Origin of the sequence: Bacillus cereus group sp. MYBK14-1 (genome assembly GCF_051916885.1) — a bacterium.
GTDB lineage: Bacteria > Bacillota > Bacilli > Bacillales > Bacillaceae_G > Bacillus_A > Bacillus_A cereus.
Genome location: NZ_JBQAHM010000008.1, coordinates 176,778 through 193,239 on the forward strand (window position 1 = coordinate 176,778; position 16,462 = coordinate 193,239).

The following is a 16,462-nucleotide window of genomic DNA, read 5'->3' on the forward strand; positions in this document are numbered from 1 at the left end:
TTCGGGGAATACGTTAAATTAGATTCCTCAGATATGTACCAATAGTTATCTTTACTTATTCATTTTCTTAATTATTTGCTGTAGTAGCGTTATCTGTAACTTGTGATATGAGGTTTAATATTTGTCTTTAATTAAATTACTGTATAAATTTCTGATTATTTTAATTTTTTAGATAAATTTTTATCATATGTTTTTTGCATGAAAATAAGGAAATTTTTCTCGTAGTAAGTTAAATTTTTTTATAGAATTCCTTTTAGTAACTTCTAAATAGAGGGGGATTGTATACCTTGTTATGAACGATGAATTTTTTATTTAATTCATTCTCTATATTTTTAACAGTAATAAAATAATAAATAATTTTGGTAATGGATAATTACTAAAAAAGGGGAAATCCAACATGTCTATTAAGAATTCTGGTGAAATAAACAAGGGTGGTATAAGAACTTACGATGAGATTACAGTAGCAGAGCAAGATATGATATTAAATAAATTCAATTCTACAAAAACCGAATATCCAAGAAATAAGACCATAAACCAGCTACTTGAAGAACAAGTGGAGAGAACACCTGAAAATATTGCAGTTGTGTTTAAAGATAAACAACTCACATACAGGGAACTTAACGAGAAATCCAATCAATTAGCAAGGATGTTAAGGAATAAGGGTGTTAATACAGATGCTATTATAGGATTAATGATTGATAGATCACTTGAAATGATAATTGGAATAATGGGTATTTTAAAATCTGGAGCAGCTTACCTCCCAATTGATCCTGATACTCCAAAAGCAAGAATTGACTATATGTTACGGGATAGTCATACCATGATTTTATTGACTCAAGAGAAATTCGTTAAGAAAATCGAATATGATTTAGAAATAATCAATTTGGACGAGCTAGATTCAAGTGACTTAAGTACAGATAATCTGAAACATGTAAATCGTCCTGATGATACAGCTTATATTATTTATACATCGGGTTCTACTGGAATACCAAAGGGAGTTATCATTTCGCATTATAGTGCTATCAGAGTCGTTCGAAATACAAATTACATAGAAATAAAAAATAATGATACCATTCTGCAGCTTTCGAATTATTCTTTTGATGGATCAGTTTTTGATATATATGGTGCTCTGTTAAATGGGGCGAAATTAGTAGTGATAGAAAAAGATACAGTCACGGATATAAATAAGCTTGGAAATATAATTAAGCAAGAAAACATAAACGTGATGTTTATTACAACTGCTTTATTTAATGCGCTTGTAGATATGAAAATAGATTGTTTAATCAATATGAGAAAAATATTATTTGGTGGAGAAAGAATTTCAGTCTCCCATGCAAGAAAAGCATTAGAATTTCTGGGGAAAGATAAACTCATTCATGTATACGGACCAACGGAAAGTACTGTTTTTGCCACATATTACTTTATAAATGAAATAGATGAGGATGTTGACACTCTACCTATAGGTAAACCGTTAGCAAATACTTCAGTTTACATAGTAGATGAAAAGAAAAATTTACTTCCTATTGGTGAACCTGGAGAACTTTGTATTTCTGGTGATGGATTAACTAAAGGGTACTTAAATAATGAGCAGCTAACATTAGAGAAATTCGTTAAAAACCCATTTGCAGAAGGAGAGCGTTTATACCACACAGGAGATTTGGCTAGGTGGTTACCTGATGGGAATATTGAATTTATAGGAAGAATTGACCATCAAGTAAAGGTTCGGGGATTTAGGATTGAACTTGGAGAGATAGAGAGTCAGTTATTAAAGCATCCAAATGTAAAAGAAACTGTAGTTGTAGCAAGAGAAGAAAAGGACAAGAGCAATTATATTTGTGCATATCTAACATTAGTAGGAGAAGTTACTGTTGAAGAATTAAGAAAATTTTTAGGTGAAAAGTTACCTGATTATATGATTCCTACTTATTTTCTTAAGTTAGATAAAATGCCGTTAACAGCAAATGGAAAAATAGATAAAAAGTCTTTACCTGAACCAGATCAAAGTTTTAATACCGAGGTTGAATATGAGGAACCAAGAAATGAGATTGAAAAACAGCTCGTTTTAATGTGGCAGGAAACTTTGAATATAAATAAAGTTGGTATTAATGACAGTTTTGCAGTTCTTGGTGGGCATTCGATAAACGCAATGGAGCTTTTATCTAAAATGAATGACAGGTTAAGTGTTGATTTACCATTAAAGGAACTGTTTAGATTATCTACAATAAAGAAAATAAGTGCTTACATCGAAACAAACAAGGGAGAAATTATAGAGAACCGACAATTTACAAAAACTACAGATTTAAAGAATTTACATGAACCTTTCCCACTTACAGGTATACAATTAGCCTATTTAATAGGTAGAGATCCGGCTTTTGAAATTGGTGGAGCAGCTACAAATTTAACGGTTGAATTTGAAATAGATATTAATATAGATAGGTTTAATAGTGCATTACAAAAATTAATTAATAGACATCCAATACTAAGAACAATAGTTTTTGAAAATGGAACACAAAGAATCTTAGAAGGAGAACTTCTTTATTCTGTAGACACAGTAGATGTAAGGAATTTAAATCAAGAAGATATAATGATACGTATATTGGAACAAAGACAAAAAATGATAGCTAAAATCATAGATCCAAGTACTTGGCCATTATTTGAGATAAAAGCATTTATATTACCCAATAATCAAAAATATTTTTGTTTAAATATAGATCCGCTAATTTGTGATGACAGTAGTATGAAAATATTAATCAAGGAATTTAAAATGTTTTACAATCAGCCAAGTCTGCAGCTGCCTGAGCTGGAGTATAATTTTAGAGACTATGTTTTAGCAACCAATGAATTTAGGCAATCTAATCGATATAAAAAAGATGAGAAGTACTGGTTAAATAAATTGGATAATTTCCCAAGTGCACCAGCATTGCCTTTAAAATGCAACCCATTAGAAATTGAGAAACCTACATTCAATAAATGTTCGGAATTTTTAGAACGTGAAACATGGAATAAATTAAAACAAAAAGCAAGAGAAAAAAATCTTACCCCTACATCGGTTTTATGTGCTGCATATGCTTATGTCTTAGCATATTGGAGTAATCAGAGTCAATTTGCAGTAAATTTAACTGTTTTTAATCGGATACCGTTTCATCAAGACGTAAAAAAAATCATTGGGGATTTCACAACTCTAATGTTATTAGATATTAATGCGAAAGATAGTATTGAGTCATTTTGGGAATTTGCTGCGAAGGTACAGGATACATTGTTAGAAGCCCTTGAACATAGACATTATGATGGTGTGGATTTTATAAGAGCTATTGGGAAAAAACATAGAATGGTTAATCAAGCTATAATGCCTATTGTATTTACAAGTGTATTAAGTGAGGACTCAGATGATTCATTTGATCATTTGATAGATTTTGAAAAGATTAAATTTTTTAGTACAAGAACATCCCAAGTTTATATAGATAACCAAGTTTATGAATTAAATGGAGGTTTATATATTACATGGGATTACGTTGAACAATTATTTGAGATCAATGTTATTAAATCAATGTTTGAACAATATATAAATGTATTAAATCAGGTTATATTTAATGATCAAGTGTCAGGTATTAACCTTAGTGAGAATAGCATAAAAGTTATTGAAACCTATAATGATACAAACAAAAAGTTTGATAAGTGTACTTTACATGAAATGTTTGTGAATCGAGCAAAACTAGTACCAGATAAGGTAGCTGTAATTCATCATGATGATTCGATAACTTATAAAGAACTAAATGAAAAATCGAATCAAATTGCAAGATACTTAATGGATAAGGGAGTTAGAAAAGGTGATTACATTGGTGTGATAGGTAAGCGATGTATAGATACCATTATAAATTTGTTTGCTGTTTTAAAGGCTGGAGCAGCATATATACCGCTTGATCCTGATTATCCTGAAGAAAGAAAAGAATATATAAAAAAGAAAAGTAATTGTAAGTTCTTTATAACACCTTCTACCTATAAAGATGAAAATATTAGGGAATATTCTGGTGATGAAGTCAATATAAAAGTAGATGAAACAGATATGGCATATGTTATTTTTACTTCTGGTAGTACAGGAAAACCTAAAGGAGTTCAAATAACTCATGGTGCAGCAACAAATACAATTATAGATATTAACGAAAAATTCTGTGTGACAGAAAATGATAAAATTATGGGGATTTCTTCACTGTGCTTTGATTTGTCAGTTTATGATGTTTTTGGTGCATTGAGCTGTGGAGCGGCCCTTGTAATTATAGATGATCAAAGGGATGTATATAACCTAAAAAAAGTTGTAAAGAAAGAAGGAATCACAATTTGGAACTCAGTTCCAGCAATTATGGAACTGACAGTGGACTTATATAATGATAGTGAGCAGGATGATAGTCTAAGGCTTGTATTGCTTAGTGGGGACTGGATACCGCTGGAACTTCCTCAGAAGATAAAGAAAACTTTCAAAAATGCGGAAGTTATTAGCTTAGGTGGAGCAACTGAGGGGTCAATATGGTCCATATATTACCCTATTAAGGAAATTAAGGGTGATTGGAAAAGTATACCTTATGGAATGCCGTTGGCTAACCAGAAAATTTATGTATTAAATCAAAATAAGCAATTGTGTCCCGTAGATGTAGAGGGAGAATTGTACATTGGTGGAGTGGGAGTAGCAAGTGGGTATATAAATGATATTGAAAAAACTAAGATGTCATTTATTTCGCACGAAGAATTAGGGTATATTTACAAAACTGGTGATTATGGTGTGTTAAAAGAGGACGGATATGTCGAATTTTTAGGAAGAAAAGACAGTCAAGTTAAGATAAGGGGCTATAGGGTAGAATTAGGGGAAATTGAAAATTGTATAATCAAATATGAAGGTGTAAATAAAACAGTAGTAATTGACTATACAAACGATAATAAAATGAAAAGCCTGTATGCTTTTGTAGTTTCAGATGAAGACATAAACCCAAATGAACTAAAACAATATTTGCAAAATCAGCTCCCAAATTATATGATTCCATCAAGATTTTTCAAAATAGATGAAATACCATTGACTGTAAATGGGAAAGTAAATAAGAGTATTTTGGGGGAATTAATAAAAGATCATGAACTAGATGAAGTTGCAGCAACTAAATGTGAAGAAGCAGAAAATGAAATTCAAGCCCAAATATTAGATATATGGAAAGATGTATTTGGAATAGAAAACATAGGAATAGATACTAATTACTATGAAATAGGCGGAGATTCATTAAAAGCGATATCGATTGTTACTGAAATTAAAAAGAGAATGAATATAGAGGTGCCTATAGGAGAAATATTTAAAAATGACACTATAAAAGTATTAGATCAATATTTGAAAAATAGCCAAGACAATCATAAGGGAAATATGATTGAAAGGGTATCAAAAAAGGATTATTATGCTACATCGCCTTCTCAAAAACGAATGTACATGCTTTCTATGATGGAAAATAATAGAGGAGCATATCATATTCCTATGGCGTTACTTGTCGAAGGTGAAATCGAATGTAATAGACTTGAAAATGCATTTAGAAAATTTATAGATAGACATGAAATCCTGAGAACAGGATTTGAAGTATTAGATAATGAATTAGTTCAAAGGGTTTATGATAAAGTTGATTTTGATTTGGAATACCAATGTTTAGATATAGTCGTAACAGATGATGAAGATGTAAGAGATTTAACTAGTAAAATGTGTAAGGAATCAACAAAGCCTTTTGATTTAAGTAAACCATCATTAATGAGAGCTAAACTAATTAAAATCGGAGTAGAGAAGCATATATTGGTTGTTAACTTCCATCACATAATAGCAGATGGGGTATCACAAGGAATATTTATGAATGAAATACTCAATTTATATAACAATCTTGATCTACCTAAGATAAATATACAATACAAGGATTATGTAGAATGGAATAATACGTATAATCAATCTAATGCTATAAAAAAACAAGAGCAATATTGGCTGAATTTATACAGTCATCTGCCACCTAAATTAGAATTACCTTATGATTATAGAAAAGAAAATATTGATACCTTTGCAGGAGAAAATGCGTACTTTCATATAGAAAAAGAGTTATCTGAACAGATAAGAAGGGTAGCTAAGGATACAGGGTCAACTTTATATATGCTTATGCTTAGCGCTTATCATATATTACTTCACAAATATACTGGAAAAACTGATATTGTTGTCGGAACAGCTGCATCAGGTAGGTTACATCAAGATTTACAAAATATTTTTGGTGTGTTCGTTAACACTATTGCTTTAAGAAACAATATAGATGCTACAAAAAGTTTTAAAGAAATTTTGGAACAGGTAAAAGAAAATACAATTACAGCATTTGAAAACTCAGAGTATCAGTTTGACGAACTAATTCGCAGTATAGACTATGAAAGAGACTCTAATAGAAACCCTTTATTTGATACCATGTTTGTATTGGAAGACGCTAAATTATTTACTAAGAAGCAAGGTGCTTTAAATCTTAGTCCAATTATATTTGAATTAGATAATGCAAAATTCGATATCACTTTTAATATCTTAGATTATGACGATGAGATCGTGTTAAATGTCGAATATAGTACTGGATTATTCGAAAGAGACACAATATTAAGAATGACAGAAAATTATATTAATATTCTGAGGGAAATATCAGGAAATCTTTCGATAAGTGTAAATAAAATAGATATGATCCCACAAGAAGAAAAGCGCTTTTTATTGTATGAACATAACGATACAAATGTAGATTTCTCTAAAAACCAGTTAATACACAAGTTATTTGAAGAACAAGTAGAACGAACGCCAGATAGCATTGCAGTTGTTTTTGAAGATAAGCAATTGACATATAGGGAGTTAAATGAAAAATCTAATCAATTGGCAAGAGCGTTAAGAGAAAATGGTGTTGGTTCTGATAAAATAGTAGGAATATTATTAGAACGTTCGGTTGATGTGATTGTGGGAATTATGGGGATTTTAAAAGCTGGTGGTGCGTATTTACCAATTGATCCTACATATCCTATAGATAGAATTAAATATATGCTTCAAGATAGTCAAACTGAAATATTATTGACCCAGGATAAATTAATTAATTTAGTTGATTGTACAGAAGTTGATGATATTAGCATTATTAATATTCATAATGAGCATTTGTTTAAATACGGAACCGAGAACTTACGTATTGATAGCAGCAGTAAAGATTTAGTCTATGTCATTTATACATCTGGTTCTACTGGAAAGCCAAAAGGAGTTATGGTGGAGCATCATTCATTGGTGAACTTATGTAATTGGCATAATTCCTTCAATGAAATAAGTGAAACTGATAAAAATGCTAGTTATGCAAGTATAAGTTTTGATGCATTTGCTTGGGAAGTATTTCCTTATATCATAGCGGGTTCAGAGATTCATATTATAAATGATAATTTAAAATTAGATATTACGAAATTAAACAAATATTTTATTGAAAAAGAGATTTCAATAAGCTTTTTACCTACACAAGTATGTGAACAATTTTTAATGCTTGAAAATACATCTTTAAGAAGATTATTAACAGGTGGAGATAAACTAAATTATTTTGAAAATAAAAGTTACCAGATTGTTAATAACTATGGTCCTACAGAGAATTCAGTAGTAACAACAAGCTTTATTATAGAAAATTCTTATGACAATATACCGATAGGAAAACCAATATGTAATACAAAAGTTTTTATTTTAAACGAATCTAATGGGCTTTGTCCATTGGGAGTGCCAGGCGAGCTTTGTATCAGCGGAGAAGGTTTGGCCCGTGGTTATTTAAATAGACCAGAGCTCACAGCGGAGAAGTTTGTTCCAAATCCATTCATTCCAGGGGAAAGGATGTATCGAACAGGAGACCTTGTGAGAATGTTACCTGATGGAAATATTGAGTTTTTAGGAAGAATTGACCATCAAGTGAAAATTCGTGGTTTCAGGATTGAACTGGGTGAGATAGAGAGTCAACTTCTAAAACATAAGGAAGTAAAAGAAGCTGTTGTTATCGCAAGAGAAGATAGTAATAATCATCAATATTTATGTGCATACTTTACTTCCGAAACATCGAAGGATGAGATTAGGGTTCAAGAAATTCGAAAGTTTTTGGCAAAAGAGTTACCAGAGTATATGATTCCTGCTTTTTTTGTTCAGCTAGACAAGCTACCACTTACTACAAATGGGAAAGTGGATCGAAAGGCTTTACCAAGTCCTGATGAAAGTTCGGTTGCGGGAGTAGTAGAGTATGAGGCACCAAGGAATACAGTCGAAGAAAAGCTTGTATCCATTTGGCAAGATATTTTAGATATAGAAAACATAGGAATTCAACACAACTTTTTTGAAATTGGAGGCCATTCACTGAAAGCGACTACGATGGTTTCTAGAATCCATAAGGAACTTATGGTGGAGATACCTTTAGGACAAATATTCCAAGCACCTACTATAAAAGGGATTGGAGAATTTATTAACTCTACAAAAGAAAGTGTATATGCATCCATCAAAAAAGTAGAAGAACAAGATTATTATCCGCTTTCATCTGCCCAAAGAAGACTCTACATTTTAAACAAAATAGAGGGTAGCGGAGTATCTTATAATATGCCTTTCGCTATGAAAATAAAAGGTGATTTGGATGTTCATCAGCTTGAACAGGCTTTCCATAAATTAATCGAAAGACATGAAGCTTTAAGAACTTCTTTTGTAATGGTAGATGGTGAACCAGTTCAAAAGATCAAAAAAGACATAAATTTCCAAGTGACGTATAGAGAAATGGGTACCAATAAGCTAGATGATATAATCAATGGATTTGTTAAACCGTTTGATTTGGAGAAGGCTCCTCTTTTACGGGTTGAAATCATACATGTTACAGATGATGAGCACGTGATGGTATTAGATATGCATCATATCATTTCAGATGGTGTATCAATGGGGATTTTCATGCAGGAATTAGCTGAATTATATAATGGTCAAAAATTATCTCCATTAAGCATTCAATATAAAGATTATTCTGCGTGGCAAAGAGGCTTGTTTACTCAAGAAGAAATCACAAAGCAAGAAAAGTATTGGATGAATGTGTTCAATGAAGAAGTACCAGTACTAAATATGCCAACGGACTATAAAAGGCCAAAAAGAAGAAGTTTTGCTGGAGATAGAATCAATTTAAAAATCAATAGTGAAACTTATAATCAGTTAAACAAGTTGGCTACAGAAAATGAAGTTACTATGTATATGCTGATGTTAGCAGGATACACGACTTTGCTTTCTAAATATTCAGGGCAAGAGGATATAGTAGTCGGATCACCAATTGCAGGAAGAAAACATGTAGATTTAAATAATGTAATGGGAATGTTTGTGAATACCCTTGCGATGAGAAATTATCCAAAGGGCAATAGATCTTTTAGAGAGTACTTAAAAGAAGTAAAAGAAAATACATTGAAAGCATATGAAAATCAGGATTATCAATTTGAAGAATTGGTAGAAAAGGTAAATGTGAGAAGAGACATTTCAAGAAATCCACTATTTGATACGATGCTGGTATTTCAACACACTGATAATATGCTATTAAATTTGGATGGACTAAAGGTTAGCATGTTAGAAGATCAGAGGAAAATAGTTAAGTTTGATATTACTATACATGTAAGTGAGTTAGAGGATGGATTAGGATTAGAAATTGAATACTGTACGGCTCTCTATAAAAAGGAAACAATAGAGAGGTTTTTAGAGCATTTTATAAACGTCTTAAGAGAAGTAGTAGAAAATCCAGAACAGAAATTAAGTGAAATAGATATATTAACAGAGAAAGAAAAAAGTAAGTTATTAAACGAATTTAATAATACAAAAGGAAAATATGCTAAAGAAAAAACACTTCCAGAGCTTTTTGAAGAACAGGTAGAGAAGACACCTAATAATGTGGCACTTGTTTTTGAAAATCAAAGTATAACATATAAAGAGCTAAACGAAAGGGCAAATAGCCTTGCGCATATACTTCGCGAAAAAGGAGTTGGTCCTGACGTAGTAACGGGAATAATGGTGGAACGCTCTATTGAAATGATAGTAGGTATAATGGGGATTTTAAAAGCTGGAGGAGCTTATTTACCGATTGATCCAACTTATCCTAGGACAAGAAAAGAATATATGTTACGTAATAGCCATATAGAGATACTATGCGTAACGAATGAGGTTCATAGCGATATATCTTTTCATGGACAAATTATACAATTAGATAAATTAAAATATAAAGAAAATAGAACGAATATCAGTAAAATAAATAGTCCTCGAAATTTAGCTTATGTAATATATACATCAGGTTCTACAGGGAATCCTAAAGGGGTAATGATAGAACAAAATAGTGTAAATAACTTAGTCAATGGGTTAAATGATGTAATTTATAAAAGGTTCAATACTAATGTTAATGTCGCGTTGCTAGCACCATTTATATTTGATGCATCGGTGAAACAAATATTTGCCACATTACTTTTAGGACATACCTTATTTGTTGTGCCAAAGGAAGTAAGTTGGAATGCAATGAGTTTAATTGAGTATTATGCAACAAATAAAATACATGTATCCGATGCTACTCCGGCACATTTAACAATGCTTAGCTATGTAAATAAAATAGAACAAGAATTAGAAATTAAAGAATTTATTGTAGGAGGAGAGGCATTAACGCCTTATTTAATAAAAGGTTTATTTGGAAAGTTTGCTGATTTTAAACCTAATATCACAAATGTTTATGGGCCTACAGAGTGTTGTGTAGATTCCACAAGTTATAGAATTGAGTTTGATCAAATAAGCGGTGATAAGGTAATTCCGATTGGAAAACCAATTTTAAACACTAATATATATATATTAGACAAGGGAAATAATCTTCAGCCAATTGGAGTAGCTGGGGAACTGTGTGTATCAGGTGAGGGGATAGCAAGAGGATATTTGAATAATCTAGAATTAACAGCTGAAAGGTTTATTGAAAATCCATTTAATAACGGTAAATCTATGTATCGAACTGGAGATCTTGCAAGGTGGTTACCTGATGGGAATATAGAATTTTTAGGACGGATAGATCATCAGGTGAAAATACGTGGTTATCGAATTGAACTTGGAGAAATAGAAAGTCAACTGTCAACTCATCAAGATATCGAAGAAACGATTGTTATAGCTAGAGAAGATAAGGAAAGTAATCAATATTTATGTGCGTATATCGTTTCACAAAAAGAATTACATGCAAGGGAAATTCGAGAATATTTAGAACAGAAACTTCCGGATTATATGATTCCTGGATATTTTGTGAAATTAGATAAACTTCCGTTGACAACGAACGGGAAAGTAGACAGAAAAGCACTTCCTGAACCAGATGGAAGTATTAATACTGGGGTAGAGTATGAGGAACCGAGAAATGAAGTGGAAGAAAAGCTCGTTGAAATTTGGAGAAGTATTATTGGGATAGAGGATATAGGGATTAATCATAATTTCTTTGTATCTGGAGGAGATTCCATTAAGGCAATCCAAATTATATCTAGATTATCTAGAATTGGTCTTAAACTAGAAATGAAAGATTTATTTGCAAATCCAAAAATTAAAAATCTTGGAAAATATATAAAACGAGAAAAGAAAGAACAAAAGGTTCATGAAATAGTAAATGGGGAAGTAGAATTAACGCCGATACAAAGTTGGTATTTTGAGAAAAACCAAGAAGAGATACATCATTTTAATCAATCGTTCATGCTATTTAGAGAAAATGGATTTGATGAAAAACAGATAGAAGAAGTATTTAATAAAATTATGGAACATCATGATGCTTTACGCATGATATATAAAGAAAAAGAGGGAGAAATAATTCAATATAATAGAGGTTATGACAAGAACCTATTTGATTTATATATTCATGATGTTAAGGGTGTTGAGAATAAGGAAGAGAAGGTATATGAAATTGCTACAAATATTCAAAAAGAGATGGATATTAAAGAAGGTAAACTTGTAAAGCTTTGTATATTTAAATCTGATGAAGGAGATCATCTTCTGATTGCGATTCATCACCTTGTAGTGGATGGAGTATCATGGAGAATCCTACTCGAAGATTTGGAGACTTTATATTCACAACTAGAAAAGGGTGAAAAGCTAGAAATAGGATTCAAAACAGATTCCTATAAAGAATTTGCATCAAAGTTAAAAGCTTATAGCGTGAGTAGGGAATTAATGAAAGAAAGGGAATATTGGACAAGTATATCAAAAGAGAATGTACAGTTTATCCCTAAAAAGAAAGAAATCACAAAAAACAACTTTGAAAATAGTAGTACAGTAAGTATTACATTAGATAAAGAACTCACTACATCTTTACTTAGAAATACAAATAGGGCATATAACACAGAAATAAATGATATTTTATTAACAGCTTTAGCAGTTGGAACCAGAGAATTGACGGGGAAATACAAGCTAAAAGTAAATATGGAAGGGCATGGAAGAGAGGACGTAATAGAGAATTTCGAAATCAATAGGACTGTTGGCTGGTTCACGACGATGTATCCAGTGCTTTTAGATATAGGGAATGAAAATGAACTTTCGACCAACATAAAGACAGTTAAAGAAACTTTGAGAAAAATACCAAATAAAGGAATAGGTTATGGGGTATTAAAACATTTAGCAAAAGATAAGGGATTTATGAATGAAGAAAAGGCACCAATTTCATTTAACTATTTAGGTGAATTGGATCAAGATATTAACAGGAGAGAATTCTCTGCATCGAAATGGTCTATAGGTGAAACAGTGGGTAAGAAAATTAATAGGAATACATCTATAGAAATGAATTCAATGGTTTTAAATGGTGAATTGGTTATTCATACAACATTTAATAAATTAGAATACAGTGAAAAAATGATAAAGGACTTAAATCAGAAATATAAAGAAAGTCTTGAAATGATAATTAATCACTGTGCGAATAAAGTAGAACCAGACCAAACACCTTTTGATTATGGAGATATAAATATTACATTAGAAGAACTTGAAGAAATAAAAGAAAAATACAATGGTTTTATTATTGAGAAAATATATCCGTTAGCAAACATGCAAAAAGGGATGTTATTCCACGCATTAGAAGATAAAAATTCTAGTATGTATTTTGAACAAATTGTAATGGATATAAAAGGGACTGTAGATGTAGATATTTTAGAAAAATCATTTAATACAATAATGAGGAGACACGAAATATTAAGAGCAGCATTTGAGTATGAATTAGTGGAGGAACCAAGACACGTCATACTTCAAGATAGAAAAGTAGGTTTCAAATATTATGATATTCAAGACGAAAGCATTGAGCAGAAAACAAAGTTTATAGAGAATTATTTACAAAATGATAAACAAAAAGGCTTTAATTTAAGTGAAGACACATTAATGAGAATTAGCTTAATTCAAATGAATCAGGATTCATATAAATTGGTATGGAGTCATCATCACATATTGTTAGATGGATGGTGTCTTGGGATTATATTAGGTGAGTTATTTGATGTTTATGGAAGAAAGATGAAAGGTGAAGATAGCCATTTAGCGGAGCCAACACCATATAGTGATTATATAAGATGGCTGGAAGAACAGGATAAAGAAGAAGGATTAGCACATTGGAAGAGCTATTTGGATGGATATGAAGAACAAGCACAGGTTCCTAAAATCTTGAATAAAGTTAATGAATATAAAAGAAAAGAAAAAATGATAGAATTTTCAAAAGAAATGACTCGTAATATTATTCAACTCGCAAATAGAAATCAAGTTACTTTTAATACCGTACTGCAGGCAATTTGGGGCATTCTTTTAGCGAGGTACAATAATATAGAAGATGTTGTATTTGGAACAGTCGTATCAGGAAGAGAGGCAAAAGTAGAAGGAATTGAAGCGATGGTAGGATTATTCATTAATACAATTCCGACTCGAGTTAAACTGGAAAAAGATAGTAGTTTTAAAGAGGTTTTAAGAAATGTCCAGGATGAATCAATAGAAAATAATAAATATAACTATATAAATTTAGCTGAAATTCAATCTTTACATGATCTAAAAAGAAATTTAATTGATCATGTAATGGTATTTCAAAATTATTCACTGGATGATAGTAGTTTTAATCATGCAGAAAGTAATACAGGTTTTATGTGTCAAAATATAAGGGGAGAAGAGCAAACCAATTATGGATTCAACATTGTAGCAATTCCTGGAGAACAGTTAGTATTAAAATTAACTTATAACGAAAAGATTTATCCACAGGAAATAATAGACAATATAGAAATGCATCTTAAAAAAGTAACGGAACAAGTTGTTATAAATGAGGATAAGAAATTAAATGAGATAGACATAATCCCAGAGAAAGAGCGAGATGTATTATTGTATAAATTTAATGATACAAAGACGAATTATCCGAAGGATAAGACTATACATCAGCTGTTTGAGGAACAGGTAGAGAAAACGCCTAATCATATTGCCGTTGAATTTGAAGGCACTAAAATGACGTATCAAGAATTAAATGAAAGGTCTAATCAAGTTGCTAGATGGTTACGAGATAAAGGGATTACTGCAAATACAATTGTGGGAATTATGGTTGAGAGATCCCCTGAGATGATAATTGGAATAATGGGTATCTTAAAATCAGGTTCAGCTTATTTGCCGATAGATCCTAAATCTCCTCAGGATAGAATCAAATTTATGATACAAGATAGTGATATTCAAATTCTATTAACGCAGGAGAAGTTCATTAATGATTCCTCATTGGATGTAGAGATGGTTAGTTTAGATAAGAGTGAGAATTTTCAATTGAGTAAAGAGAATTTAGCTCCTATCAATGATTCTGGGAACATAGCTTATATCATATATACATCGGGCTCTACTGGAGTACCAAAAGGTGTGGTTACATCACATTCTAATGCAGTAAGGGTTGTTCGTGACACAAACTATATTAAGATTGATGCAGATGATATTATTTTACAGCTTTCAAATTATTCTTTTGATGGATCCGTATTTGACATCTACGGTGCATTGTTAAATGGTGCAAAATTAGTGATGGTATCAATAGATACAGTATTGAATTTAAATAAGCTAACAAAATTAATAAAAGAAGAAAAAATTAGTGTTATGTTTATAACTACAGCCTTATTTAATACGTTGGTTGATTTAGAAATAGAGTGTCTATCTAATATAAGAAAAATCCTTTTTGGTGGTGAAAGAATTTCAGTATCACATACAAAACGAGCATTGGAGTATTTAGGGAAAGATCAGCTGATTCATGTATACGGTCCGACAGAAAGTACTGTTTTTGCTACGTATTATTGTATAAATGAAATCAATGAAGAATTCGACACAATACCAATTGGGAAGCCATTAGCAAATACTTCAGCATTTATAGTAGATGGAAATCAGAGACTACTTCCAATCGGCGTAGCTGGAGAACTTTGTTTGAGTGGAGCAGGATTGGCTCATGGATATTTAAACCGACCAGATTTGACAGCAGAAAAGTTTGTCTCAAATCCATTTATACCAGAAGAAAAAATGTATCGAACAGGGGATCTCGTTAGGATGTTGTCTGATGGAAATATTGAGTTCTTAGGTAGAATAGATCATCAAGTGAAAGTTCGTGGTTTCAGGATTGAACTTGGTGAGATAGAGAGTCAGCTACTTAAATATAAAAAAGTAAAGGAAGCTATTGTTATCGTAAGAGATGATATTCATGGTGAAAAATATATATGCGCTTACTTTACTTCTGAAACATGGAAAGATGAATTAATAATTCAAGAAATTAGAAAGTATCTAACTAAAAAGCTTCCAGAGTATATGATTCCTGCATTTTTTGTTCAACTTGATAAGCTACCGCTAACTACAAATGGGAAAGTAGACCGAAAGTCATTACCAAAGCCTGATGGGAATGTAACAACTGAGGCAGAGTACGTAGCACCAAGTAATTTTGTAGAAGAGACTATTATTTCAATTTGGGAAGAAATCCTAGGCATCAAATCTATTGGAATTTCTCATAACTTCTTTGAAATAGGAGGAAATTCACTGAAGTTAATGAGTGCTGTTGCTGCTATTAATAAAGTTTTAAATACAGATATAAGCATTCACAATTTCTTTGAGAATCCAAGTGTAATGGGTTTAGCAAATTATATCCTATCAACTGAACATGATCGTCAAAATAGTTCTTATGATTATGTTGAGGAAGAGGTATAACGGTTTAAAATGAAATTCATTTCTTTTGGAGGTAAAAGATATTAGTAATAGGTGTAAAAAGGCAGATTTTCTATAATGTTGATTGTTTTGAGATTTAAGATTTAATTATAAGAAAAGGGGATTTATCCTAGGAAAACTGTACAATCTATACTTCTTCTCAGCAGAGAAAAAGGAATAGATTGTGCAGTTAAACTAGGCCCAATGGTTTGAATTTCAAAGATGTATATGAAATTTGATAGTTGT

At 31.3% G+C, this 16,462-nt stretch carries 1 protein-coding gene; it reads left to right on the forward strand.

Annotated features, from left to right (window positions below):
* The first annotated feature begins 397 nt into the window (after window positions 1-397).
* On the forward strand, window positions 398-16,219 hold the full coding sequence (locus tag ACTFR3_RS20625; protein WP_440044774.1) for an amino acid adenylation domain-containing protein: 15,822 nt from the start codon (window positions 398-400) through the stop codon (window positions 16,217-16,219).
* The last annotated feature ends 243 nt before the right edge of the window (window positions 16,220-16,462 follow it).

Coding starts and splice junctions, on each gene's coding strand:
- ACTFR3_RS20625 (WP_440044774.1), top strand. CDS start 398: ATGTCTATTAAGAATTCTGGTGAAATAAACAAGGGTGGTATAAGAACT.